Source organism: Variovorax sp. GW822-FHT04E09 (genome assembly GCF_058800845.1).
The window spans coordinates 246,470-269,634 of record NZ_JBXAMR010000001.1 but is presented as its reverse complement, the minus strand read 5'-3'; the positions used below and the strand labels follow the sequence as shown (position 1 = coordinate 269,634).

22 protein-coding genes are annotated in these 23,165 nt (G+C 67.4%); 3 read left to right on the top strand and 19 right to left on the bottom strand.

Annotation, left to right across the window (positions count from 1 at the left end; genetic code table 11):
* The 16 genes from AC1RL8_RS01300 to rpsB all read right to left on the bottom strand — a co-directional run bounded on the left by AC1RL8_RS01300 (position 1) and on the right by rpsB (position 15,298).
* Positions 1 to 786 (bottom strand): TrmH family RNA methyltransferase, encoded by a 786-nt coding sequence (locus AC1RL8_RS01300; RefSeq protein ID WP_492685583.1) that lies wholly within the window; start codon positions 784 to 786, stop codon positions 1 to 3.
* A gap of 7 nt (positions 787 to 793) precedes the next feature.
* Positions 794 to 1,525: a ribonuclease HII gene (gene rnhB / locus AC1RL8_RS01295; protein WP_492685582.1), complete on the bottom strand. Its 732-nt coding sequence runs from the start codon at positions 1,523 to 1,525 to the stop codon at positions 794 to 796.
* A complete protein-coding gene (lpxB, locus tag AC1RL8_RS01290; RefSeq protein WP_492685581.1) occupies positions 1,497 to 2,645 on the bottom strand; it encodes a lipid-A-disaccharide synthase in 1,149 nt (382 codons plus the stop codon). Before lpxB ends, rnhB begins: the two co-directional genes overlap by 29 nt.
* A 10-nt stretch (positions 2,646 to 2,655) precedes the next feature.
* Positions 2,656 to 3,444, bottom strand: coding sequence for an acyl-ACP--UDP-N-acetylglucosamine O-acyltransferase (gene lpxA, locus AC1RL8_RS01285; protein ID WP_492685580.1), 789 nt, complete (start codon positions 3,442 to 3,444; stop codon positions 2,656 to 2,658).
* 25 nt (positions 3,445 to 3,469) lie between these two features.
* On the bottom strand, positions 3,470 to 3,925 hold the full coding sequence (gene fabZ / locus AC1RL8_RS01280; protein WP_056582588.1) for a 3-hydroxyacyl-ACP dehydratase FabZ: 456 nt from the start codon (positions 3,923 to 3,925) through the stop codon (positions 3,470 to 3,472).
* Between the two features lie 23 nt (positions 3,926 to 3,948).
* Complete coding sequence (gene lpxD, locus AC1RL8_RS01275; protein ID WP_095947726.1) at positions 3,949 to 4,926, bottom strand: UDP-3-O-(3-hydroxymyristoyl)glucosamine N-acyltransferase; 978 nt, start codon at positions 4,924 to 4,926, stop codon at positions 3,949 to 3,951.
* 14 nt (positions 4,927 to 4,940) lie between these two features.
* On the bottom strand, positions 4,941 to 5,486 hold the full coding sequence (locus AC1RL8_RS01270) for an OmpH/Skp family outer membrane protein (RefSeq protein WP_070060531.1): 546 nt from the start codon (positions 5,484 to 5,486) through the stop codon (positions 4,941 to 4,943).
* A complete protein-coding gene (gene bamA / locus AC1RL8_RS01265) occupies positions 5,487 to 7,919 on the bottom strand; it encodes an outer membrane protein assembly factor BamA (protein ID WP_062471595.1) in 2,433 nt (810 codons plus the stop codon). It abuts the gene before it with no gap.
* Between the two features lie 38 nt (positions 7,920 to 7,957).
* Positions 7,958 to 9,331, bottom strand: a complete 1,374-nt coding sequence (rseP, locus tag AC1RL8_RS01260; protein WP_492685579.1) for an RIP metalloprotease RseP — start codon at positions 9,329 to 9,331, stop codon at positions 7,958 to 7,960.
* 24 nt (positions 9,332 to 9,355) lie between these two features.
* The gene (ispC, locus tag AC1RL8_RS01255; RefSeq protein WP_492685578.1) at positions 9,356 to 10,543 is read right to left on the bottom strand and encodes a 1-deoxy-D-xylulose-5-phosphate reductoisomerase; all 1,188 of its coding nucleotides are present in this window, start codon (positions 10,541 to 10,543) and stop codon (positions 9,356 to 9,358) included.
* Entirely contained in the window at positions 10,540 to 11,385 is an 846-nt protein-coding gene (locus AC1RL8_RS01250; protein ID WP_070060528.1) for a phosphatidate cytidylyltransferase, read from the bottom strand. The genes ispC and AC1RL8_RS01250 overlap by 4 nt, the downstream gene beginning before the upstream one ends.
* A 24-nt stretch (positions 11,386 to 11,409) precedes the next feature.
* Positions 11,410 to 12,135 carry a polyprenyl diphosphate synthase gene (uppS, locus tag AC1RL8_RS01245; RefSeq protein WP_159271921.1) on the bottom strand — a complete coding sequence of 242 codons (726 nt, stop codon included), beginning with the start codon at positions 12,133 to 12,135 and terminating at the stop codon, positions 11,410 to 11,412.
* 8 nt (positions 12,136 to 12,143) lie between these two features.
* Positions 12,144 to 12,704, bottom strand: coding sequence for a ribosome recycling factor (gene frr, locus AC1RL8_RS01240; RefSeq protein WP_062471609.1), 561 nt, complete (start codon positions 12,702 to 12,704; stop codon positions 12,144 to 12,146).
* An 11-nt stretch (positions 12,705 to 12,715) separates the two neighbouring features.
* Positions 12,716 to 13,438 (bottom strand): UMP kinase, encoded by a 723-nt coding sequence (gene pyrH, locus AC1RL8_RS01235; RefSeq protein WP_095947731.1) that lies wholly within the window; start codon positions 13,436 to 13,438, stop codon positions 12,716 to 12,718.
* Positions 13,439 to 13,537: 99 nt separating this feature from the next.
* Positions 13,538 to 14,461, bottom strand: coding sequence for a translation elongation factor Ts (tsf, locus tag AC1RL8_RS01230; protein ID WP_062471615.1), 924 nt, complete (start codon positions 14,459 to 14,461; stop codon positions 13,538 to 13,540).
* Positions 14,462 to 14,542: 81 nt separating this feature from the next.
* Complete coding sequence (gene rpsB / locus AC1RL8_RS01225; protein WP_062471618.1) at positions 14,543 to 15,298, bottom strand: 30S ribosomal protein S2; 756 nt, start codon at positions 15,296 to 15,298, stop codon at positions 14,543 to 14,545.
* Between the two features lie 205 nt (positions 15,299 to 15,503).
* On the opposite strand from rpsB, the gene AC1RL8_RS01220 reads away from it, so the two are divergent.
* Both AC1RL8_RS01220 and AC1RL8_RS01215 read left to right on the top strand, forming a co-directional pair.
* Positions 15,504 to 16,826: an amidase gene (locus tag AC1RL8_RS01220; RefSeq protein WP_492685577.1), complete on the top strand. Its 1,323-nt coding sequence runs from the start codon at positions 15,504 to 15,506 to the stop codon at positions 16,824 to 16,826.
* Between the two features lie 57 nt (positions 16,827 to 16,883).
* Positions 16,884 to 18,137 carry a D-amino acid dehydrogenase gene (locus AC1RL8_RS01215; RefSeq protein WP_095745186.1) on the top strand — a complete coding sequence of 418 codons (1,254 nt, stop codon included), beginning with the start codon at positions 16,884 to 16,886 and terminating at the stop codon, positions 18,135 to 18,137.
* Here the strand turns inward: AC1RL8_RS01215 and AC1RL8_RS01210 are convergent.
* Entirely contained in the window at positions 18,127 to 18,546 is a 420-nt protein-coding gene (locus AC1RL8_RS01210; protein WP_492685576.1) for a hypothetical protein, read from the bottom strand. The genes AC1RL8_RS01215 and AC1RL8_RS01210 overlap by 11 nt on opposite strands.
* A 43-nt stretch (positions 18,547 to 18,589) precedes the next feature.
* Between AC1RL8_RS01210 and AC1RL8_RS01205 the strand changes: the two genes are divergently transcribed.
* Positions 18,590 to 20,053 carry an NAD(P)H-hydrate dehydratase gene (locus AC1RL8_RS01205; RefSeq protein WP_492685575.1) on the top strand — a complete coding sequence of 488 codons (1,464 nt, stop codon included), beginning with the start codon at positions 18,590 to 18,592 and terminating at the stop codon, positions 20,051 to 20,053.
* A 9-nt stretch (positions 20,054 to 20,062) separates the two neighbouring features.
* Here AC1RL8_RS01205 and AC1RL8_RS01200 read toward each other — a convergent pair whose 3' ends face one another.
* Complete coding sequence (locus AC1RL8_RS01200; protein WP_062471631.1) at positions 20,063 to 20,827, bottom strand: SDR family oxidoreductase; 765 nt, start codon at positions 20,825 to 20,827, stop codon at positions 20,063 to 20,065.
* A 67-nt stretch (positions 20,828 to 20,894) separates the two neighbouring features.
* Positions 20,895 to 23,165, bottom strand: coding sequence for a ribonuclease R (gene rnr, locus AC1RL8_RS01195; protein WP_492685574.1), 2,271 nt, complete (start codon positions 23,163 to 23,165; stop codon positions 20,895 to 20,897).

Sequence of the window (23,165 nt, the reverse complement as noted above, 5' to 3'; positions counted from 1 at the left end):
TTATTTGGCCTGCAGGGCTGCTCCGCTTGCGTGCAGGCAGATGGCGGCCGCCGCCGCCACGTTGAGCGACTCTTCGCCGCCCGGCTGCGCGATGCGGATGTGGTGGGCGGCCCGAGCCTCCAGCGCGGCCGAAACGCCCTGCCCTTCGTGGCCCATCAGCCAGGCGCAAGGGTGCGGCAGATCGGCCTTGTGCAGCCATTCGCCCCGGTGCGAGCTGGTGGCCACCAGCGGCACCTGCAGCGCATCGAGCGCGTCGATGTCCACGCCTTCGACCAGCCGCAGGCCGAAGTGGGCCCCCATGCCGGCGCGCAGCACCTTCGGCGCCCACAGCGCGGCCGTGCCCTTGAGCGCGATCACCTGGGTGAAGCCGAAAGCCGCCGCGCTGCGCAGGATGGAGCCGGCATTGCCGGCGTCCTGCAGGCGGTCGAGCACCACGCTCGGGGCGTCGGGGAGGATTTCGGGTCGCGGCGGCAGGTCGAGCACGAAGCCCATCGGCGCGGGCGACTCCAGGCCGCTGACTGCGCGCAGCAGGTCGTCGGCAACCACTACCGTTTTGATAGCACTCTGCACCCATTCGGCGGGCGCCGAGGGCCAGAACGCCTCCGAAAACACCGCCACCGCCGGTCGGACGCCGCGGGCCAGCGCTGCGCGACACAGGTGGTCGCCCTCGAGCCAGAGCCGGCCGAGCTTGCGATAGGCACCCGGGTCTTGCGCGAGCTTGCGCAGGTCCTTGAGCAAGGGGTTGTCGCGCGAGCTGATGTGGCTCGGGCCGGTGTCGGTGGTCATGGCGGGCTCAGGGGACGGCACGCGGATCGAGGCGTGCGCTGTGGTTTTCGGCGGCGCCGATCACGTGGGCGACCGAAACCTCGCCGGCCATGACGTTGACGGCTGAAGTTGCAGCAGCCGTGCGCGCCAGCGCCGCCGCCACCGGGCTGAACGACCGACGGTGATGCACGCAGGCGCCGTGGCGCTGGAGCGCCTCGAGGTGCTCGCGCGTGCCGTAGCCCTTGTGGCCGGCGAAGCCGTAGTGTGGAAATTCGTCGTGCAGTTGCGTGCAGAGCCGGTCGCGGTGCACCTTGGCCAGGATGGACGCGGCCGAGATCGCCTTGACCCGCGCGTCGCCCTTCACGATGGCCTCGGCCAGCACGTCGAGTCGGGGCAGCCGATTTCCGTCCACCAGCACCTTGACGGGCTTGAGCCGCAGGCCCTCGACCGCGCGACGCATCGCGAGCATCGTGGCCTGCAGGATGTTGAGGCTGTCGATCTCCTCGACCGAGGCCTGGGCGATCGAGCAGCACAGCGCCTTGGCCAGGATCTGGTCGTGCAGGCGTTCGCGCTGCAGGGCCGTGAGCGTCTTGGAGTCGGCCAGGCCACGGATCGGGCGCAGGTCGTCCAGGATCACGGCCGCGGCCACCACGGGACCGGCCAGCGGCCCGCGCCCTGCTTCATCGACGCCCGCCATCAGGCCGGGCGCGTCCCACACCAGCGGGGCCTGCTCAGCCTTCAAGAACTTTCTGGATCGCATCGGCGCACAGTGTGGGCGTGTCGCGCTGCAATTGCACATGCAGCGCTGAAAATCTTTGTTGCAGCGCCTGCGTCTTCGCGGGCGCGTCGAGCCACTCGAGCGTGGCGTTGGCCAGGGCCTCGGGCGAGGCGGCTTCCTGCAGCAGCTCGGGCACCACAAACTCGCGGCACAGGATGTTCGGCAGCCCGACCCAGGGCTGCAGCTGCTTGCGCTGCATGAGGCGCCACGAGAGCCCGTTCATGTTGTAGGCGATGACCATCGGGCGCTTGAACAGCGCCGCCTCGAGCGTGGCCGTGCCGCTGGCGATCAGCGTGACGTCGCAGGCGGCGAGCGCGGCATGGGACTGGCCGTCGAGCAGCTTCACCCGCCCTGCCATGCCGGCGGCCTGCAGCAGGCTTTCGACCTCGGCGCGCAACCCCGGCAGGATCGGCGCGATGAACTGTAGCTTCGGCTTGGCCTTCTGCATCAGCGCCGCGGCCGCGAAGAAGCGGGCCGCCAAGTAACGTATTTCCGAACGCCGGCTGCCGGGCAGCAGCGCAACAACCTGCGCCTCGGGGTCCAGCCCGAGTGCGGCGCGGGCGGCGGCGCGATCGGGCGTCATCGGGATCACGTTGGCAATCGGATGGCCCACATAGCTCGCGGCCACGCCCTGCTTTTCGAGCAATTCGGGCTCGAACGGGAAGATGCACAGCACGTGGTCGGCGGCGGCGCGGATCTTGTCGATGCGGTCGGCGCGCCAGGCCCAGATCGAGGGACAGACAAAATGAACCGTCTTGATGCCCTCGCTGCGCAGGCCGGCTTCGAGGTCGAGATTGAAATCGGGCGCATCGACACCGATGAACAGCTCGGGGCGCTCACGCAGCAGTCGGGCCTTGAGCTGGCGGCGGATGCCGGCGATCTCGGCGTAGTGCCGAAGCACCTCGATGTAGCCGCGCACCGCCAGCTTTTCCTGCGGCCACCAGCTCTGGAAGCCGTGGGCCAGCATGCGCGGACCGCCGATGCCGACGGTCCGCAAGGCCGGCCAGCGGGCTTCGAGGCCGTCGAGCAGCAAACCCGCGAGCAGGTCGCCGGACGCTTCGCCCGCGACCAGCGCGAAGCGGCGCTGTTCGTTCGTGCTCATCGCGCCCATGTCAGCGCGCGATGCCGCGCGTTGAATGAGCGAGGAAGGCCTCCATCAGCGCGACATCGCCGGCGGCCTCGGGCATTTCCGCCGCGAGCTCGGCGATGGCGGCGCGCGCCTCTTCGAGCGTCTTGCCCTGGCGGTACAGCAGGCGGTGCATCTGCTTGACCGCCGCGAGCCGCTGCGCCGAGAAATCGCGCCGGCGCAGGCCCACGATGTTGAACCCGCGAACCGCCAGCGGATTGCCGTCGACCAGCATGAAGGGTGGCACGTCCTGCGAGATCGCGCTCGCGAAGCCGACCATGGCGTGCGCGCCGACCGAGACGAACTGATGGATGCCCGTCAGGCCGCCGATCGTGACCCAGTCGGCCAGATGCACATGCCCTGCCAGCGTGGTGTTGTTGGACAACGTGGTGTGGTTGTCGACCTGGCAGTCGTGCGCGATGTGCGTGTACGCCATGATCCAGTTGTCGTTGCCGACACGCGTGATGCCCCCTGCCCCGGGCACGCCGAGGTTGAAGGTGCAGAACTCGCGGATCACGTTGCGGTCGCCGATGGTCAGCTCGGTCGGCTCGCCCGCGTATTTCTTGTCTTGCGGGATTGCGCCGAGCGACGAGAACTGGAAGATCCTGTTGTCGCGCCCGATGGTCGTGCGCCCTTCGATCACGCAATGCGCGCCGATGGTGGTGCCCGCGCCTATCCGCACGTGCGGGCCGATCACGGTGTAGGGACCGACCGACACCGAGGCGTCGAGTTGGGCCTTCGGGTCGACGATCGCGGTCGAATGAACCTGGGTCATGCCTTGCAAGAGACGATGAGCCGGATCAGCTGTTGATCTGGCGCATGGCGCACATCAGCGAGGCTTCGCACGCCAGTTCGCTGCCCACGAGCGCACGGCCCTTGAACTTCGAGATGCCGGCCTTCATGCGCTCGATCTCGACTTCCAGCGTGAGCTGGTCGCCCGGCTCCACGGGGCGCTTGAAGCGCGCGCCGTCGATGGCCGCAAAGTAGTAGACGGTGTTGTCGTCGGGCACGATGTCCAGCGAACGGAACGACAGCAGCGCCGCGGCCTGCGCCATGGCTTCGAGCATCAGCACGCCCGGCATCACCGGACGGTGCGGAAAGTGGCCGTTGAAGAAGGGCTCGTTCATCGTCACGTTCTTGAGGGCCGTGATGCGCTTGCCCTTCTCCATGCTCAACACCCGGTCCACAAGGAGAAACGGGTAGCGATGCGGCAGCAACTTGAGAATTTGGTGGATATCGAGCGTCGTGTCCGTCATGGTGTTCTGTTCCTGCATCGTCGTCATTGTTTCGAGGGGGCTTTTTCCAGCGCCTTCAGTCGTTCGCGCAGGCTATGCAACTGCTTGAGTGTTGCCGCATTCTTTTCCCAGTTCGCATTGTCATCGATCGGAAACATGCCGGTGTACTGGCCGGCCTTGCGGATGGAGCGTGTCACCACGGTCGCCGCCGACACATGCACGCCGTCGGCCACCGTGAGGTGGCCCAGCACGATGGCACCGCCGCCGAAGGTGCAGTGGGCACCGATGGTGGCGCTGCCGGCCACGCCGACGCAGCCCGCCATGGCAGTGTGCTTGCCGACGCGCACGTTGTGGCCGATTTGGATCAGGTTGTCGAGCTTCACGCCGTCTTCGATGACGGTGTCGTCGAGCGCGCCGCGGTCGATGCAGGTGTTGGCACCGATCTCGACGTCGTTGCCGATGCGCACCGCGCCCAGCTGCTCGATCTTGACCCAGGCGCCTTGGTGCGGCGCGAGGCCGAAGCCGTCGGCCCCGATCACCACGCCGGGATGCAGCAGGCAGCGCTCGCCGATGGTGCAGTCTTCGCTGACCGTGACGCGCGACTTCAGCACGGTGCCCGCGCCGATGCGCGCGCCCCGCTCCACCACGCACAGCGCGCCGATGCGCGCGGTGGCGTCGACATGGGCTTCGGGATGGATCACGGCGGAGGGATGGATGCGATCGGCTTCCGGGCGCGCATGGTGCGCTTTCCACAGCTGCGTCAGGCGCGCAAAGTAGTAGTACGGGTCGGGCGTGACGATGTAGGCGCCACGCGCCGCGGCAGCCTCGCGCATGGCGGGCGACACGATGACACAGGCCGCCTTGGAGGCGGCCAGTTCCTGCTGGTATTTGGGATGGCTCAGGAAGCTGAGCGCATCGGGCTGCGCATTCTGCAGCGGCGCGAGCCGCTCGATGGACAGCGTGGCATCTCCATGAAGCTCGCCCCCGAGGGCGTCAACGATGGCTCCGAGCTGCAGCGACACGCCGGTTCGCGGCGTTACTTGCCGGCCGCAGGCGCAGAGGAGCCGACCGACGCGTTGAGCGCCTTGATCACCTTGTCGGTGATGTCGTGCTTCGGGTTGATGTAGATCGCTTCCTGGAGGATGGCGTCGTACTTTTCAGCTTCGGCGACCTGCTTGACCACGCGGTTGGCGCGCTCGTAGACCTGCTGGAGCTCTTCGTTCTTGCGCGCGTTCAGGTCTTCCTGGAACTCGCGGCGCTTGCGCTGGAAGTCGCGGTCCTGGTCGACCAGCGAACGCTGGCGCGAGACGCGCTGGCTTTCCGACAGGGTCGGTGCCTCGCGCTCGAACTTCTCCGAGGCCGTTTTCAGTGCATCGCCCTGCACGGTCAGGTCCTTTTCGCGCTTGAGGAATTCAGCCTCGAGCTTGGCTTGCGCGGTCTTGGCCGGCTGCGCTTCGCGCAGCACACGGTCGGGGTTCACGAAACCGATGCGAAAGCTTTCCTGGGCCTGCGCGGGCGCAGCCATGAGGGCAAAAGCGGGAATCAGGAACGCGCCGGCGGCGGCGCGAATCAAATGCTTCATTTAGAAAGACGTTCCGATCTGGAATTGGAGGCGCTGAATTCTATCCTTCGGGATCACGACGAACCCGGTGCTCGGATCCGTCACTTCCTTCTGGGACTTGACGGGGAAGGCATAGGCCAGGCGCAGCGGGCCCAGCGGCGAGATCCAGCTGATGCCCAGGCCGACCGAGGCGCGCAGCTTCTTCTGGGCCTTCCACTGTTCGTCCGTCACGTTGGGTGCGCGGGAACCGAACACGTTACCGACGTCGAAGAAGCCGTACAGGCGCAGCGTGCGGTCGTTGCCGGCGCCGGGGAACGGCGTGCTCAGCTCGGCGTTGAAGATGGCCTTCTTGGTACCGCCCAGTGCCGCGCCTTCGGTCTGGCCGAGCAGCGGCTGGTCGCGCGGGCCCAGCGAGTTCTGCTCGAAACCGCGGATCGAACCCAGGCCACCGGCGTAGAAGTTCTTGAAGATCGGGTAGACCTTGCCACCGAAGGCCTTGGCATAACCCACTTCACCGTTGATGGCGAAGGTGTACTGCTTGTTGATCGCGAAGAACTGCTGGTACTGGTAGCTGGTCTTCAGGTACTTCATGTCGCCGCCCACGCCCAACTCGAGGTTGGCGCGCTGCAGACGACCGGTGGTCGGGACCAGCGCGCTGTCGCGGCTGTCGCGGCCCCAGCCCACGGTCAGCGGGATGCCCCAGACACTCTTCTGGTCGCAGCTGGTGACGAACCAGCCGGTCGCGTCCTTGCCGCAATGGAAGTAGTTCAGGTACGACTGCGGCGTGGTGAGGCCGGCGAGCGCCGAGCGGTTCGGGTCGAACGCGTAGCGCTCCAGGCCGACGCCGAAGAAGACGGTGTCGAGTTCGCTGAACGGCACGCCGAAACGGATCGAGGCGCCCTGGTTCACCAGCTTGTAGTCGCCGTCTTCGTTCGTGGAGTACGGACGCGTCGTCGTGTGGTAGACGCTGATCGTGCGCGAGATGCCGTCCTTCGTGAAGTACGGGTCGGTGGTGGTCAACGACAGCGTGCGGTTGTACTTGCTGGTGTTGACCTGCACGCCCAGGAAGTTGCCCGAGCCGAACACGTTTTCCTGCGAGATGCCGAAGGTCAACGCAACCTTTTCCGCGCTCGAGTAGCCAGCGCCCAGCTGCAGCGTGCCGGTGGGCTTTTCGGCCACGTTCACGGTCAGGTCGACCTGGTCGGGCGAGCCCGGCACTTCCTGGGTCTCGACGTTCACTTCGGTGAAGAAGCCCAGGCGGTCCACGCGGTCGCGCGAGACCTTGATCTTGTCGCCGTCGTACCACGAGGCTTCGAACTGGCGGAACTCGCGGCGGATCACTTCGTCGCGCGTCTTGTTGTTGCCGCCGACCGACACGCGGCGCACGTACACACGGCGCGAGGGCTCGGCCTGCAACGTGAGCGTGACGCGGTTGTTCACGCGGTCGATGTCCGGACGCGCCTGCACGCGGGCGAAGGCGTAGCCGAAGGTGCCGAAGTAGTCGCTGAAGGCCTTGGTGGTCTCGGTGACCTGCTCGCCGTTGTAGGGCTCGCCGGGCTTGATCGTGATGAGCGACTTGAACTCGTCGTCGCGGCCCAGGTAGTTGCCGTCGAGCTTGATGCCCGCCACCACGAACTTCTCGCCTTCGGTGATGTTCACCGTGACGCTCAGGTCCTTGCGGTCCGGCGAAATGGCGACCTGGGTCGAATCGATGCGGAACTCGAGGTAGCCGCGGGTGATGTAGTAGCTCTTCAGTGTCTCGAGGTCGGCGTTGAGCTTGGCGCGCGAGTACTGGTTCGACTTGGTGTACCAGCTCATGAAGCCGCCGCTGTCCTGGTCGAACAGGCTCAGCAGCGTCGATTCGCTGAAGGCCTTGTTGCCTACCACGTGCACTTCGCGGATGCGGGCGGATTCGCCTTCGGTCACGGTGAACGTCAGGTTCACGCGGTTGCGTTCGATGGGCGTGACCGTGGTCACGACGTTCGCGTTGTACAAGCTGCGGCTCACGTACTGGCGCTTGAGCTCCTGCTCGGCGCGGTCGGCCAGCGCCTTGTCGTACGGGCGGCCGTCGGCCAGCCCGATTTCACGCAGCGCCTTCTGCAGCGCCGCCTTGTCGAACTCCTTGGCGCCGACGAAGTCGACGTCGGCAATGGTGGGCCGCTCTTCGACGATCACCACCAACACGTTGCCGTTGACGTCGATGCGCACGTCCTTGAACAACCCCAGGTCGAACAGCGCACGGATCGCGGCCGAGCCGCGTTCGTCGCTGTAGGTGTCGCCCACACGCAGGGGCAGCGACCCGAAGATCGTGCCGGCCTCGACGCGTTGCAAGCCTTCGACGCGGATATCGCGCACCGTGAAAGGCTCGACGGCCCAAGCGGCCGTGGCCGCCAGCGTGCTGGCCACCACCGCGGCAACGCTACGCAGGCGAAAGCGACTGAAGTTTGTGTTCATCTGTGAATTGAGCCGGCACGGAAAGGGCCGGCAGAAAGTTAACCAAAGAGCCGCGTGACGTCGTTGAAGAGTGCGACCGACATCATCACCAGCAGCAAGGCGACACCGCCACGCTGCAGCCGTTCCATCCAGGCGTCGGAGACGCTTTTCCCGGTCAGGCCCTCCCAAAGATAATACATCAGGTGCCCCCCATCGAGGACCGGCAGCGGCATCAGGTTGAGCACCCCGAGGCTCACGCTGATGAGCGCGAGAAAGACCAGGTACTGCGTCAGACCGAGGCTGGCGGACTTGCCGGCGTAATCAGCAATTGTTAAGGGACCGCTCAGGTTCTTGATCGAGGCCTCGCCGATCAGCATCTTGCCCATCATGCGAACCGTGAGCGCGGACACCTCCCAGGTGCGCACCACGCCGCGCCAGACGCCGTCGATGACGCCCTGGCGCACCGTGACCATCTCGGGCGGCGCGCCAACGTAGGCGCCGATGCGAGCCACCTTGGTGGCGCCCTCTTCGCGCACTTCCGGCTTGACTTCGAGCGAGAGCGGCTGGCCGCCGCGCTGGAGTTGCCAGATCTGCGTGCGCGCCTGCCCGGTGGCATCGACCGAGGCCCGGATGACTTCGCGCAGCTGCTGCCCGTCGAGGATGGGGGTGTCGCCGATGGTCAGGACCAGGTCGCCGTTGCGCAGGCCCGAACGCTCGGCCGCGCTGCCCGCCATGACCTCGCCGATCTCAGGACGGGTCAGCGGTGCGACCACGCCGATCTTGCGGAACATCTGCGGATCGGCGTCCTTGGCCTCCATGCGGCTCAGCGGCAGGACCAGCTGGCGACCGGGCCGACCGCCCTCGCCCGCCACTTCGAGCGTGAGGTCGCGGCCGTCGAGCGCGCCGCGCGTCATGCGCCAGCGCAGGTCTTCGAAGGACTGGACCGGCGACAGGTCGCCATCGAAACCGGCCTGGGTGATGTGTTCGCCGCCGCGCAGGCCGGCCGCCTCGGCCAGCGACGCCGCCACGGGCCGGGCCAGCTTGGCCACGGGCTCGTCGACGCCGATCCAGTTGACCGCCGTGTACAGAACGACCGCCAGCAGCAGGTTGGCGATCGGACCGGCGGCCACGATGGCTGCGCGCGAGCGCAGTGGCTGGGTGTTGAAGGCGCGGTGCCGCTCCTCGGGCGCCACGGGGCCTTCGCGCTCGTCGAGCATCTTGACGTAGCCGCCGAACGGAAAGGCGCCAATCACGAACTCGGTCTGCTGCCCCGGATGCTGCCGCTTGGGCTGCCAGCGCAGGAGGGCCTTGCCGAAGCCGACCGAGAAGCGCTCCACCTCGACGCCGCAGGCCACGGCCACGCGGTAGTGGCCGTATTCATGGACCGCGATGAGGACGCCGAGAGCGACCACAAAAGCTATGACGGTGAGCATCGGGGTCCTCTGCGCAGTAGGGAATCAGGCCGCGAAACGTGCCGCGGCGGCATTGGCCGCCTCGCGGGCGCTGGCGTCGAGCGCCAGCAGGTCGGCCAGCGATGCCGGCTTGGAGGGCATGACCGCCTCTAAAGTTTCCAGGTTGACCGCATGAATGCGATCGAAACGCAGGCGCCGGTCGAGAAAGGCGGCCACCGCCACCTCGTTGGCCGCGTTCAGCACCGCCGTGGTGCCCGAAGCAGCGCGCAAGGCCTGCCACGCCAGGCCGAGGCCGGGGAACAGCGCAGGATCGGGCGTATCGAAGGTCAGCGAGCCCATCTGGCGAAAATCGAGCCGTGCCGCCCCGCTCTCGACGCGCTCCGGCCAGGCCAGCCCGACCGCGATCGGCACGCGCATGTCGGGCGTGCCGAGCTGGGCGATGACCGAGGCGTCGGTGAACTGCACCATCGAATGGACCACGCTCTGCGGGTGGATGACGACCTCGATCTGCTCCGGCGACACGCCGAACAGGTGTCGCGCCTCGATCACCTCGAGCGCCTTGTTCATCATCGTGGCCGAGTCGACCGAGATCTTGCGGCCCATGACCCAGTTCGGGTGCGCACAGGCCTGCTCGGGCGTCACGGCACCCAGCGTTTCAGGTGCGCGCGTGCGGAACGGGCCGCCCGAGGCGGTCAGGATGATCTTGTCGATGCGCCGCGCCCAGGTGGACGGGTCTTCGGGCAGCGACTGGAAAATGGCCGAATGCTCGCTGTCGATGGGCAGCAGCGTGGCGCCGCCCTCCTGCACCGTGCGCATGAACAGTTCGCCGCCGACGACCAGGGCTTCCTTGTTGGCCAGCAGCAGGCGCTTGCCGGCGCGCGCGGCGGCCAGGCACGGCGCCAGGCCGGCAGCACCGACGATGGCGGCCATCACGGCGTCGACTTCGTCATCCGACGCTATTTTTTCGAGAGCATCGTCGCCCATCAGGACGCGGGTCGGCAGGTTGTTCTGCTTGAGCTTTTCGGCCAGCAGCGCGGCATGCGGCGCACTGGCCATGACGGCGAAGCGCGGCGAGAAGCGCGCGCATTGGGCCAGCAGCTCGTCGACCTTGGTGGCCGCCGAGAGCGCAAACACCTCGAAGCGTTCGGGGTGGCGGGCAATGACGTCGAGCGTGCTGACACCGACCGAACCGGTCGAGCCAAGCACCGTGACACGTTGTTTGGGAGTGTTCACAGGAAAGCCAGCATCATGGCAATGGGAAGTGCCGGCAAGAGGGCATCCACGCGGTCGAGCACGCCGCCGTGGCCGGGCAGCAGCCGGCTGCTGTCCTTGGCGCCGGCGCTGCGCTTGATCAACGATTCGACGAGGTCGCCGACGACGCTCATCGCCGCCAGGAACACCGCCCCGATCAACAGCAGCCACCAGCCGCGCTCATGCAGGCGGGTGTAGAGGCTGGGCACCGTGGCGCCCAGGCTCTTGTCGGCCCAGACCCAGGCGAACGCCAGCACGATGACGCCGGCCATGCCGCCCCAGACACCTTCCCAGCTCTTGCCGGGGCTGATGGCGGGCGCCAGCTTGGCGCGCGTGAACTTCAGGCCGAAGGCGCGGCCGGCGAAATAGGCGAACACGTCCGCCACCCAGACCAGCACCAGGATCGACAGCAGGAAGTTGATGCCGACCATGCGTGCCTGCACCGCCGCGAGCCATGCGACCCACAGCGCCAGCAGGCCGCCCACCAGCCGCAGTCCGCGCGGAATGCGCGGCCAGCCGGGCACTGCGACGCGCAGCAGCGCCGCGCCGCCGAGCACCCAGGCCGCGCTGGCCAGGGACCACATGAGGAACAAGCGCTGCTCCAGCAGCCCCAGCCACCACGACAGCCCGCACAGCGCCACCATCTCGGCACCCAGGAACAGCGACATGCCCTGCCCATAGCCGTTCAGGCGCCCCCACTCCCACGCGGCGGCGCCGATCAGCACCAGCATCACGCAGGCGAAGGGAATGTGGTTTCGGTAGAACAGCGCCGGCAGCAGGATCGCGAGCAGCACGATCGCCGTGAGGATGCGTTGTTTGAGCATGCGGAAGGTGGTGTCGGGCCGTTGTCAGGCCGCGGAAGCCGAGACCTGCGCCGAGGTCTGGCCGAAGCGACGCTCGCGACCCTGGAACGCGGCAATGGCCTCGTCCAGCGCAGCCTCGTCGAACTCGGGCCACAGCTTGTCGCTGAAGAACAGCTCGGCGTAGGCACTCTGCCAAAGCAGGAAATTCGACAACCGCTGCTCGCCACCCGTGCGTATGAACAGGTCGGGGTCGGGCACGTGGGCCAGCGCCATGGCGCGATCGAGGTTCATCTCGGTCATGGGCAGGCCCTGCTCGGCGAGCTTGGCCGCGGCACGCGCGATGTCCCAGCGTCCGCCATAGTTGAAGCAGATGTTGAGAATCAGACGCGAGTTGTGGGCCGTGGTCTGCTCGGCCGACACCAGGCCGGCCACCATCTTGTCGGACAGGCCGGCGCGTTCGCCCACGAAATGCAGCCGCACGCCGTCGGCGTTAAGTCGCGGCACTTCGCGCGCCAGCGCCCCGACCATCAGCTGCATCAGGCCGGAGACTTCTTCAGGAGGACGGTTCCAGTTCTCCGAGGAGAACGCGAACACGGTGAGCACGCCCACGCCACGGTCGGCGCAGGCCTTGACGCAGCGCCGCAGCGACTCCACGCCCTGCTTGTGCCCCGCCACGCGAGGCAGGAAGCGCTTGGTGGCCCACCGGCCATTGCCATCCATGACGATGGCAACGTGGTGCGGAGGGGGCGTCGTCTGCGGCGAGGAGGCCATGCGGAGCCTCAAACGGCCATGATCTCCGCTTCTTTCGCGGCGACCAGACGGTCGATTTCCGCGATGTGCTTGTCGGTGACCTTCTGGATGTCGCCTTCGGCGCGCTTCTGGTCATCTTCCGAGGCCAGCTTGTCCTTCACGAGCTTCTTGACCGCCTCGTTCGCGTCACGACGCAGGTTGCGCGTGGCGATCTTGGCGCTTTCGCCTTCGTTGCGGACCAGTTTGGTCATTTCCTTGCGGCGCTCTTCGCTCATGGCGGGCAGCGGCACGCGGATCAGGTCGCCCATCGACGCGGGGTTCAGGCCCAGGTCGCTTTCGCGGATGGCCTTCTCGATCTTGGCGCCCATGCCCTTTTCCCAGGGCTGGACACTGATCGTGCGCGAGTCGAGCACCGACACGTTCGCCACCTGGCTCAGCGGCACCTGCGAGCCGTAGTACTCGACATGGATCGAGTCGAGCAGTGCCGAGTTGGCGCGGCCCGTGCGGATCTTGGTGAGGTTGTTCTGGAAGGCGGCGAGCGACTGGTTCATCTTCGCGTCGGTCGCACTGCGAATGTCTGCAATGGTCATCTCAATTACTCCTAGGCATGCACCAGCGTGCCCTCGTCCTCGCCCATCACGACGCGCTTGAGGGCGCCGTTCTTGAAGATCGAGAACACCTTGATCGGCAGCTTCTGGTCGCGGCACAGCGCGAAGGCCGTGGCGTCCATGATGCCGAGATTCTGCGCAATCGCCTCGTCGAAGGTGAGCGAGGCGTAGCGCGTGGCTTCGGGGTGGGTCTTGGGATCGGCGGTGTAGACGCCGTCCACCTTGGTCGCCTTGAGCACCAGCTCGGCGCCGATTTCGGCACCGCGTAGCGCGGCGGCCGTGTCGGTCGTGAAGAAGGGGTTACCGGTACCGGCCGCGAACACCACGACCTTGCCCTCTTCGAGGTACTGCAGGGCCTTGGGGCGCACATAGGGCTCGACCACCTGCTCGATGGCGATGGCGGACATCACGCGGGCCACGAGGCCCTGCTTGTTCATCGCGTCGGCCAGGGCCAGCGAGTTCATGACGGTGGCCAGCATGCCCATGTAGTCGGCCGTGGCGCGGTCCATGCCGACGGAGCCTCCCGCGACGCCGCGGAAGATGTTGCCGCCGCCGATCACGACCGCCACTTGGACACCCATGTTCACGACCTCGGCCACCTCTTCGACCATGCGCACGATGGTGGCGCGGTTGATGCCGAAGGCGTCATCGCCCATCAATGCCTCACCCGACAGCTTCAACAAGATCCGCTTGTGGGCTGGGCGGGCATCAGACATGGGCATTTTCCTTAGAGGGTTGGCGGGGGCGAGTGTAAAACGTGGCGGTGAAAAAGCGGCGGCACGCTGTCGCGCACCGCCGCTTGGAGGCCTGCCGGATCAGGCGGCAGCCTTGGCAGCAGCGACCTGGGCAGCGACTTCGGCAGCGAAGTCGTCGACCTTCTTCTCGATGCCTTCGCCGACCACGTACAGGGTGAAGCCCTTGATCGTGGTGTCGGCGGCCTTGAGCATCTGCTCGACGGTCTGCTTGTCGTTCTTCACGAACGGCTGGTTGTGCAGCGAGACTTCCTTGAGGTACTTCTGCACGCCGCCTTCGATGCGCTTGGCAACGATGTCGGCCGGCTGCGGCTTCTTGCCTTCGGCTTCGGCGACCTTGCGGTCTTCTTCAGCCTTGCCGGCGGCCACGGCGCGTTCTTTTTCGATCAGGTCGGCGGGCACGTCCGAGGCCTGGATGGCGACCGGCTTCATGGCGGCGATGTGCATCGCGACGTCCTTGGCCGAGGTGTCGTCACCTTCGAACTCGACCATCACGCCGATGCGCGTGCCGTGCAGGTACGAAGCCAGCTTGCCGTTGCCCGTGAAGTGCTTGAAGCGGCGGAAGCTCATGTTCTCGCCGATCTTGCCGATCAGGCCCTTGCGCACGTCTTCGAGCGTGGGGCCGAAACCGTCCTGCTCGTAAGCCAGCGCACCCAGCGCGGCGATGTCGGCGGGGTTGTTCTTGGCGACCAGCATCGCGGCAGCGTTGGCCATGGCCAGGAAGCTGTCGTTCTTGGTGACGAAGTCGGTTTCGCAGTTGATTTCGATCATGCCGCCGGCAGCGCCGTCGACGAAAGCCGTGACCACGCCTTCAGCGGTGATGCGGCCCGATGCCTTGCCAGCCTTGTTGCCGAGCTTGATGCGCAGCAGCTCTTCGGCCTTTTCCATGTTGCCGTCGGCCTCCGTCAGGGCCTTCTTGCATTCCATCATGGGCGCATCGGTCTTCGCGCGCAGTTCGCCGACCATGCTTGCGGTGATTGCAGCCATTTGTGTATCTCCGTAAATCCAAAAATCAGGTTAAAAAAAAGGGGCACCAAAGCCCCTTCTTCAGGCTCGCGAACGCGCCTATCAGGCCGAAGCGCCTTCTTCGACTTCGACGAATTCGTCGCCGCTGCCTTCAGCAACGGCCTTGACCACGTCACCGCCGGCGCTGTTGCGGCCTTCGATGATGGCGTCGGCGATGCCACGGGCGTACAGCGTGACGGCCTTCGACGAGTCGTCGTTGCCGGGGATCACGTAGTCGATGCCTTCGGGCGAGTGGTTGGAGTCGACCACACCGATCAGCGGGATGCCGAGCTTCTTGGCTTCGGCCACGGCAATCTTGTGGAAGCCCACGTCGATCACGAAGATGGCGTCGGGCAGCGCAGCCATGTCCTGGATGCCGCCGATGTCCTTCTCGAGCTTCGCGATTTCGCGCGAGAACGTGAGCTGTTCTTTCTTGCTCAGGCTGTCGAGGCCGGCTTCTTGCTGGGCCTTCATGTCCTTCAGACGCTTGATCGAGGTCTTGACGGTCTTGAAGTTGGTCAGCATGCCGCCGAGCCAGCGGGTGTCGACGAAAGGCACGCCGGCGCGGCGAGCTTCGGCAGCCACGATTTCACGGGCCTGGCGCTTCGTGCCGACCATCAGGATCGTGCCGCGGTTGGCCGTGAGTTGCTTGGCGTACTTCATCGCGTCCTGGAACATCGGGAGCGACTTTTCCAGGTTGATGATGTGAATCTTGTTGCGGTGACCGAAGATGAACGGAGCCATCTTGGGGTTCCAGAAGCGGGTTTGGTGACCGAAGTGGACACCGGCTTCCAGCATTTCGCGCATGGTGGTCGACATTGAATTTACTCCAAAGGTTGGGTCTAAAATCCAGCCCGTTTTGCGCCCCTTCGACGGGGTCGCAACACCTTGATTGGGCCGGTTTGCGGATGTGCTTGACTGGCGGCGACAAAACTGTCGCATAACCAGCGAAACCCAAAGAGTATAGCACGGCGGCCACCCCCTCCTCCCTCGAACCGAGCCGTTCCAAGGTACCCTCGACGCCATGAACGACCTTCACGCCACCCGTCTCACCCTTCTGGCTGGCGGTTCCGATGCGCGCACCGAAATGGAGCGCGCCATCGCCCTCTCCGAATCCCCGGCCTGCGCCCACGTTTTCACCCGCACGATGTTCGACGAGGCCCGCGCGGCCGCCGCCGCATCGGTGCCCGAAAGCCGGCTGGCCGGGCTTGCCTTCACCAGCAAGGATCTGTTCGACATCGCCGGCCAGCCGACACCCGCCGGATCGGCCGTGCTCTCGCACGCACCGGCCGCCCCGGCCGATGCGCTCGCCGTGGCGCGGCTGCGCGCCGCCGGCGGCGTGCTGACCGGGCGCACCAACATGACGGAGTTCGCCTTTTCCGGCGTCGGCGTCAACCCGCACCACGGCACGCCAGCCAACGCGAGCGACACCGCCACGCCACGCATTCCGGGCGGCTCGTCGTCCGGCGCGGCGATTTCGGTGGCAAGCGGCGCGGCCTTCATCGGCCTGGGCTCCGACACCGGCGGATCGATCCGCATCCCGGCCGCGCTGAACGGCATCGTCGGCTTCAAGAACACCGCCCGCCTCACGCCTGCCGACGGCGCGCTGCCCCTGTCGACCACGCTCGACACCGTCTGCGCCATGACCCGCTCGGTGCGCGACGCCGTCACCGCGCACGAAATCCTCTCGGCGCGGCAGGTGACGCCCGGCTCGGCGTCGCTGTCGACCTACCGGCTGGCCGTCGTGAAGAACGTCTTCCTCGACGACCTCGAGCCCACCGTGGCCACAGCCTTCGAGCGCTCCCTGGCCACCCTGCGCGCCACCGGCGCCCATATCCAGGAAATAGTGCTGCCCGAGCTGGCCGACCTGCAGAGCATCAACGCCACCGGCGGCTTCTCGGCGGCCGAGTCGTACGCCTGGCACAGGCTGCTGCTGGAACGCAGCGGCGCCGGCTACGACCCGCGCGTGGCGCAACGCATCCTGCGCGGCGCGGGCATGAAGGCGCACGAGTACATCGACCTGGTCCGCGCCCGCCGCGACTGGATCGCCCGCGTCGAGAAGGCGCTGGCACCGTTCGACGCCGTGGTGTCGCCGACTGTGCCGATCGCGGCGCCGTCCATCGCCAGCGTGGCACCGGGCGCCGAGCGCGACGACGAATTCTTCCGCGTCAACGCGCTGCTGCTGCGCAACCCGTCGATCATCAACATGCTCGACGGCTGCGCCCTTTCGCTGCCCTGCCAGGCCGACGGCGAACTGCCGGTCGGCCTGATGCTGTGGCACGGCGCGATGCACGACGACGCCGTGCTCGCGGTGGCCCTCCAGGCCGAACGCACGCTACAGAAATAACCGCTGTCACCGCCCGCCTCACGGGCGTCAGCCGCTTCTTTTATCTAGAACATTTCAATGAAAATCGCGATCGTGGGCGCCGGCATCGTCGGCGTCACCACCGCCTGGGAACTGGTTTCCGACGGCCATGAAGTGAGCGTGTTCGAGCGCCGCGGCGCCGCCGCCGAAGAGGCCAGCTTTGCCAACGCCGGCGTGGTCGCGCCGGGTTATGTCACGCCGTGGGCCGCACCGGGCATGCGCGGCAAGGTGCTGCGCTCGCTGCTGTCTTCGCACGGCGCCATCAAGCTGCGCTGGCCGCTGAGTTCGCGCGACCTCGGCTGGATGTCGCGCTGGCAGAAGGCCTGCAAGCTTGAGACCTACCTGGCCAACCGCGCCCGCATGCAGCGCCTGGCCTTCTACAGCCGCACCCGGCTGCACGCGGTGACCGAAGCGCGCGAGCTGAGCTACGAACGCAGCGACGGCTACCTGGTGCTGCTGCGTTCCAAGCGCGAGAAAAAACTGGTGCAGCCCGGACTCGAGGTGCTGCGTTCGGCCGGCAGCGTGTTCCGCGAGATCGACGCCGACGAGGCCCGCCTGATCGAGCCCGCGCTCAACCCCGACACCCCGCTGGCAGGCGCGATCCACCTGCCAGAAGACGAGGTCGCGAACTGCCGCCAGTTCGCGCTGCTGCTCAAGTGGGAAGCCGAGGCTTTGGGCGCGCAGTTCCATTTCAACTGCGACATCGCGCCGCTGAGCCGCGCCGCGCCCACCTCGCTGACGCTGGCCAGCGGCTCGGACGCGCTGCAGTTCGACGCCATCGTGGTCTGCGCCGGCCTGTCGTCCGCCACACTGCTGCGTCCGCTGGGACTGCGCATCCCACTGGCGCCGGTCTACGGTCACTCGGTCAGCGCCCCGGTGCGCGAGCCACTCAACGCGCCGCGCAGCGCGGTGATGGACGAACGCTACAAGGTCGCGATCTCCCGCCTGGGCCAGCGCGTGCGCGTGGCCGGCAGCGCCGAGATCGGCGGCTCGCCCGACGCCATGAGCCCGGCCGCGATCCAGACGCTCTACAAGGTGCTGCACGACTGGTTTCCGGGCGCGGCCACGTTGCAGTCGGGCATCCAGCAATGGAAAGGCGCCCGGCCGATGCTGCCCGACGGCCCACCGGTGCTGGGCGCCAGCGGCATTCCCGGCGTGTGGCTCAACCTGGGCCACGGCTCGAGCGGCTGGGCGCTGTCGTGCGGCAGCGCGCGCGTGCTCGGCGACCTGATCGGGGGGCAAGACCCGGGCATCGATCTCGAAGGCCTGGGGATCGAGCGGCTCAGTCTTTAGGACCCCAGCGGCGCAGTTGCTCGGGGGTGGCCGGTTTTTCCATCGGCAGTTCGGGCCGGGGTGCCCAGCGTTGGGCGATCAACCCCAGGATCGCCGGTGCGATCAGCCCGAAGAACACCAGCACCAGCAGGTCCAGCCCCAGCATTAGCCACTGCGTACCGGACCCTGCCTCGACCGGCACGTCGAGCCACCGGATCACGCCGATGCCATAGCCCACGCCCAGGGCCCAGGCGACGTCGCGCAGCGGCACCCGGCGCAACAGCTCGGCCAGCAGGAACAGCCCCCACACCACGATCAGCAGACCGACCGCCCAGACCACGCCAGCGATCGTCGCTGCGGCCGTGCCAACGAAGCCGGCCAGGCACGCCAGCAGCAGAACCAGCAACCAGCCGAAGGTCTTGAGCATCATCGGTCCATGATAGGAGGCGCGGCGTCGGCGGCACAATGGCTCGATGCATCGCATCACGTCCGTTAGCGCCGCCGACCTGTTCGACATTGCCGCCTCGCGTCGCATCGAACAGGCGGCCGCCTCCGCCCTTCCCCCTCACACGCTGATGCAGCGCGCCGGCCTCGCGGCGGCGCGGCTCGCAATGGCGCTCGCGCCGCACGCGCGAACGATCTGGATCGCCTGCGGCCCCGGGAACAACGGCGGCGACGGCTTCGAAGCCGCGGCGCAACTGCGTCATCGCGGCTTCTTTCCGGTCGTCACCTTCGTGGGCGATGAAGGCCGGCTGCCAGCGGATGCCAAGGCATCGCTGCAGCGTGCGCGCGATGCGGGCGTCAGCTTCGCTTCGGAGCCACCATCGAGCTTCGAGCTGGCGGTGGATGCGCTGCTCGGCATCGGATCAACCCGCCCACCCTCGGGCACGATGGCCGAATGGCTCGCGCGGATGCACGCGAGCGCCTCGCCGGTGCTCAGCATCGATGTACCCTCGGGCCTCGATGCCGACACTGGCACGCTGGCCTCCAGCGCAGATCAAGCACCGGCATCGGTCCGCACCACCCTCACCTTCCTCACGCTGAAACCCGGCTTGTTCACGGCGCAAGGCCGCGACGCAGCCGGCACGATGTGGTTCGACGATCTGGGCTGCCGCGCTTTCATCCAGGAGCGAGCGACGGCCCGCCTCGCAGGCGCGCCCGATATCCAGCCGCGCACCCACGCCTCGCACAAGGGCAGCTACGGGGATGTCGCGGTGATCGGCGGCGCTTCGGGCATGGCCGGCGCTGCGCTGCTGGCCGGCTCGGCCGCGCTCCATGGGGGCGCGGGACGCGTGTTCGTCGGATTGCTCGATCCCCGCGCAGCGCCGGTCGACACCTCGCAGCCGGAGCTGATGCTGCGCGACGCCCACGCGCTGGACCTCGCGGGCATGACGGTCGTGTGCGGCTGCGGTGGCGGCGATGCCGTGCGCGAACTGCTGCCGCGCGTGCTGTCGACGGCCGCCGCGCTGGTGCTCGACGCCGACGCACTCAACGCCATCGCCGCCGATCCGTCACTTCAGGCGCAGCTGATCGCGCGAGGCCAGGCCGGCGCTCCCACCGTGCTCACGCCGCATCCGTTGGAAGCCGCGCGCCTGCTCTGCGACACGACGGGTGGCGTGCAAGCCAACCGCCTCGCCGCGGCCCGTGCGCTGGCATCGCGCTTCGGCGCGGTGACAGTGCTCAAGGGGTCTGGAACAGTGATGGCCGATGCGGGCGACGAACCACCGGTCATCAATCCGACCGGCAATGCCCGCCTCGCCACCGCAGGCACCGGCGATGTGCTCGCCGGCATGATCGGCGCGGCGCTCGCGATGCGCCGCCCCGCGTTCGAGGCGGCGTGCGAGGCCGTCTGGCAGCACGGCCGCATCGCCGACCTGTGGCCGGCCGATGCTGCCCCGCTCACGGCGGGCTCGCTGGCCCGCCGCGCGCCCTACTGAGCGCAGGACTCAGCCGCGCCCCACGAAGGGCATCTTCGTGGCCATGATGGTGTGAAAGAGCACGTTGGCTTCCAGCGGCAGGTTCGCCATGTAGAGCACCGACTGGCCGACGATCTTGACGTCGATCAGTGGCTCGATCGCGAGCTCGCCGTTGGCCTGCGGTACGCCGGTGGCCATGCGCGCGGCCAGCTCGGTCATGGCATTGCCCACGTCCACCTGCCCCACCGCGATGTCGTACTTGCGGCCGTCGAGCGAAGCGGTCTTGGTCAGCCCTTCGACCGCGTGCTTGGTCGAGGTGTAGGCCGCGGAATTCGGCCGCGGCGTGGTCGCCGAGATCGACCCGTTGTTGATGATGCGGCCGCCCCGCGGCGTCTGCGCCTTCATCGTGCGAAAGGCCTGCTGGATGCAGAAGAACATGCCGGTGAGGTTGATGTCCACCACGCCCTTCCACTGCTCGGGCGTCCAGTCCTCGAACGGTCCCGGCGGGTTACCCACGCCGGCGTTGTTGAACAGCAGGTCGACGCGCCCGAAGCGCTCGACCGTGGCGCCGAACAGCGCCTGCACCGAGTCGGCATTGGCCACGTCGGTCGGCACCGCGAAGGCGCGCGCACCCGCGCCCGATTCTTCCGCCACCTGCTCCAGCGGCTCGAGGCGGCGCCCCGCAAGGGCCACGCTCCAGCCGTCCGCCAGCAGGGCCAGCGCGGCCGCACGGCCGATGCCCGACCCCGCGCCCGTGACGATCGCGATGCGGCCCTTGTTGTTTTCCACGCTCATGCTCCAAGTCTCCTTTTCAACTGATCCATACACACGGTAAGCAAACCGGTAGTGTGCACGGCGCGTCTCATCCGCGGCGGGGCTTGCGCCCCTTGCCCTGCATCTTGTTGGCGGCTTTCTTCACCGCCGACTTGAAGGCCTGCATGGCCGATTGCGGGCCGGCGGGCACCGCGGCAGCGCCGCCGCCACCGTGCTCCGATCGCGACTCACCACCGGCCTCCGCCTTGTGGCGGGAGCTTCGCTTGGCCGACGCCTTCACCGGCGCGCCGCCCTTGTCCTTCATGGCGCGCGAGGTCAGATCCTCGCCTTCGCGCACGAGGCGGAAGTCGATCTTGCGGCCATCGAGGTCGACGCGGCTCACCTGCACCCGCACCCGCGTGCCGATGGCGTAGCGGATGCCGGTGCGCTCGCCGCGCAACTCCTGGCGCATCTCGTCGAACTTGAAGTACTCGCCGCCGAGCTCGGTGATGTGGACCAGGCCCTCTACATACATCGCATCGAGCGTGACGAAGATGCCGAAGGTGGTGGCCGCGGTGACCACGCCGCCGTATTCCTCGCCGAGGTGCTCGCGCATGTACTTGCACTTGAGCCAGGCCTCGACGTCGCGACTGGCTTCGTCGGCACGGCGCTCGTTGGCGCTGCAATGCAGGCCGGCGGCTTCCCAGGCCAGCACTTCCTTGCTGGGCGCCACGGTCGCCTTCTGCGGTTTGTTGGTGGGCGCCTTGACGCGCGAGGCGAGCCGCTTGGCCAGCTTGGCATGCGCCTCGCCGGGCGTGGGCAGCATCGGCAGCTGGTAGCGCGTCTTGCCGAGGATCGCCTTGATCACGCGGTGCACCAGCAGGTCGGGATAGCGACGGATCGGGCTCGTGAAGTGCGTGTAGGCCTCGTAGGCCAGGCCGAAGTGGCCACTGTTGATCGGCGTGTAGATCGCCTGCTGCATCGAGCGCAGCAGCATGGTGTGGATCTGCTGCGCGTCGGGGCGCTCCTTGGTGGCTTCGGCGATCGCCTGGAACTCGCCGGGACGCGGCTCGTCGGTGATGCTCAGGCCGACACCCATGGCCTTCAGGTAGCCGCGCAGGATTTCCTTCTTCTCGGGCGTCGGGCCTTCGTGCACGCGGAACAGGCCCGGGTGCTTGCCTTCGGCGATGAAGTCGGCGCTGCAGACGTTGGCGGCGAGCATCGCCTCCTCGATCAGGCGGTGCGCCTCGTTGCGCGTGCGCGGCACGATCTTCTCGATGCGGCCGGCGTCGTCGCAGATGATCTGCGTCTCGGTGGTTTCGAAGTCGACCGCGCCGCGCTTGCCGCGCTGCTTGAGCAGGGCCTTGTAGACGTCGGCGAGGTTCAGCAGGTCCTTGACGCGCTCCTTGCGCTTGGCGGCTTCCGGGCCGCGCGTGTTGCCGAGGATGGCGGCCACTTCGGTGTACGTGAAGCGCGCATGGCTGAACATCACGGCCGGATAGAACTGGTAGGCGTAGATCTCGCCATCGGCTGCGACCAGCATGTCGCACACCATGCACAGGCGCTCGACCTCGGGGTTGAGCGAGCACAGGCCGTTCGACAGCTTCTCGGGGAGCATCGGGATCACGCGGCGCGGGAAGTAGACGCTGGTCGCGCGGTCGTACGCATCGATGTCGATGGCCGAGCCGGTCTGCACATAGGCGCTGACGTCGGCGATGGCCACCAGCAGTCGCCAACCCTTGCCACGGCCCACCTTCGCGGGCTCGCAGTACACGGCGTCGTCGAAGTCGCGGGCGTCTTCGCCGTCAATGGTGACGAGTGGCACGTCGGTGAGGTCGATGCGGCCCTTCTTGTCGGCGGGGCGCACCTTCTCGGGCAGGACCTTGGCCTGCGCCAGGCACTCCGCGGAAAACTCATGCGGCACGCCGTACTTGCGCACTGCGATTTCGATTTCCATGCCGGGGTCGTCGATCTCGCCCAGCACTTCTCTCACGCGGCCCACGGGCTGGCCGAACAAGGCCGGCGGCTCGGTGAGCTGAACGACCACCACCTGGCCCACCTTGGCGGGGCCGGTCGCGCCCTTCGGGATCAGGACGTCCTGGCCGTAGCGCTTGTCTTCCGGTGCAACGAGCCAGATCCCGCCTTCGTGCAACAGGCGGCCGATGATGGGCTGCTCGGGTCGCTCGACGATCTCGACCACGCGCCCCTCGGGGCGGCCGCGGCGGTCCTGTCGCACGATGCGCGCCTTGACGCGATCCTTGTGCAGCACCGCGCGCATCTCATTCGGCGGCAGGTAGATATCTGCCTCGCCGTCGTCGCGTTGCACGAAGCCGTGCCCATCGCGATGTCCTTGAACAGTTCCTTCGATTTCATCCAACAA

Coding starts and splice junctions, on each gene's coding strand:
- rnhB (WP_492685582.1), bottom strand. CDS start 1,525: ATGCGATCCAGAAAGTTCTTGAAGGCTGAGCAGGCCCCGCTGGTGTGG.
- AC1RL8_RS01270 (WP_070060531.1), bottom strand. CDS start 5,486: ATGAAGCATTTGATTCGCGCCGCCGCCGGCGCGTTCCTGATTCCCGCT.
- rseP (WP_492685579.1), bottom strand. CDS start 9,331: ATGCTCACCGTCATAGCTTTTGTGGTCGCTCTCGGCGTCCTCATCGCG.
- AC1RL8_RS01210 (WP_492685576.1), bottom strand. CDS start 18,546: ATGATGCTCAAGACCTTCGGCTGGTTGCTGGTTCTGCTGCTGGCGTGC.
- bamA (WP_062471595.1), bottom strand. CDS start 7,919: ATGAACACAAACTTCAGTCGCTTTCGCCTGCGTAGCGTTGCCGCGGTG.
- AC1RL8_RS01220 (WP_492685577.1), top strand. CDS start 15,504: ATGAACGACCTTCACGCCACCCGTCTCACCCTTCTGGCTGGCGGTTCC.
- lpxA (WP_492685580.1), bottom strand. CDS start 3,444: ATGACCCAGGTTCATTCGACCGCGATCGTCGACCCGAAGGCCCAACTC.
- AC1RL8_RS01205 (WP_492685575.1), top strand. CDS start 18,590: ATGCATCGCATCACGTCCGTTAGCGCCGCCGACCTGTTCGACATTGCC.
- tsf (WP_062471615.1), bottom strand. CDS start 14,461: ATGGCTGCAATCACCGCAAGCATGGTCGGCGAACTGCGCGCGAAGACC.
- AC1RL8_RS01215 (WP_095745186.1), top strand. CDS start 16,884: ATGAAAATCGCGATCGTGGGCGCCGGCATCGTCGGCGTCACCACCGCC.
- lpxB (WP_492685581.1), bottom strand. CDS start 2,645: ATGAGCACGAACGAACAGCGCCGCTTCGCGCTGGTCGCGGGCGAAGCG.
- frr (WP_062471609.1), bottom strand. CDS start 12,704: ATGACCATTGCAGACATTCGCAGTGCGACCGACGCGAAGATGAACCAG.
- uppS (WP_159271921.1), bottom strand. CDS start 12,135: ATGGCCTCCTCGCCGCAGACGACGCCCCCTCCGCACCACGTTGCCATC.
- AC1RL8_RS01300 (WP_492685583.1), bottom strand. CDS start 786: ATGACCACCGACACCGGCCCGAGCCACATCAGCTCGCGCGACAACCCC.
- pyrH (WP_095947731.1), bottom strand. CDS start 13,438: ATGTCTGATGCCCGCCCAGCCCACAAGCGGATCTTGTTGAAGCTGTCG.
- AC1RL8_RS01200 (WP_062471631.1), bottom strand. CDS start 20,827: ATGAGCGTGGAAAACAACAAGGGCCGCATCGCGATCGTCACGGGCGCG.
- fabZ (WP_056582588.1), bottom strand. CDS start 3,925: ATGACGGACACGACGCTCGATATCCACCAAATTCTCAAGTTGCTGCCG.
- rpsB (WP_062471618.1), bottom strand. CDS start 15,298: ATGTCGACCACCATGCGCGAAATGCTGGAAGCCGGTGTCCACTTCGGT.
- AC1RL8_RS01250 (WP_070060528.1), bottom strand. CDS start 11,385: ATGCTCAAACAACGCATCCTCACGGCGATCGTGCTGCTCGCGATCCTG.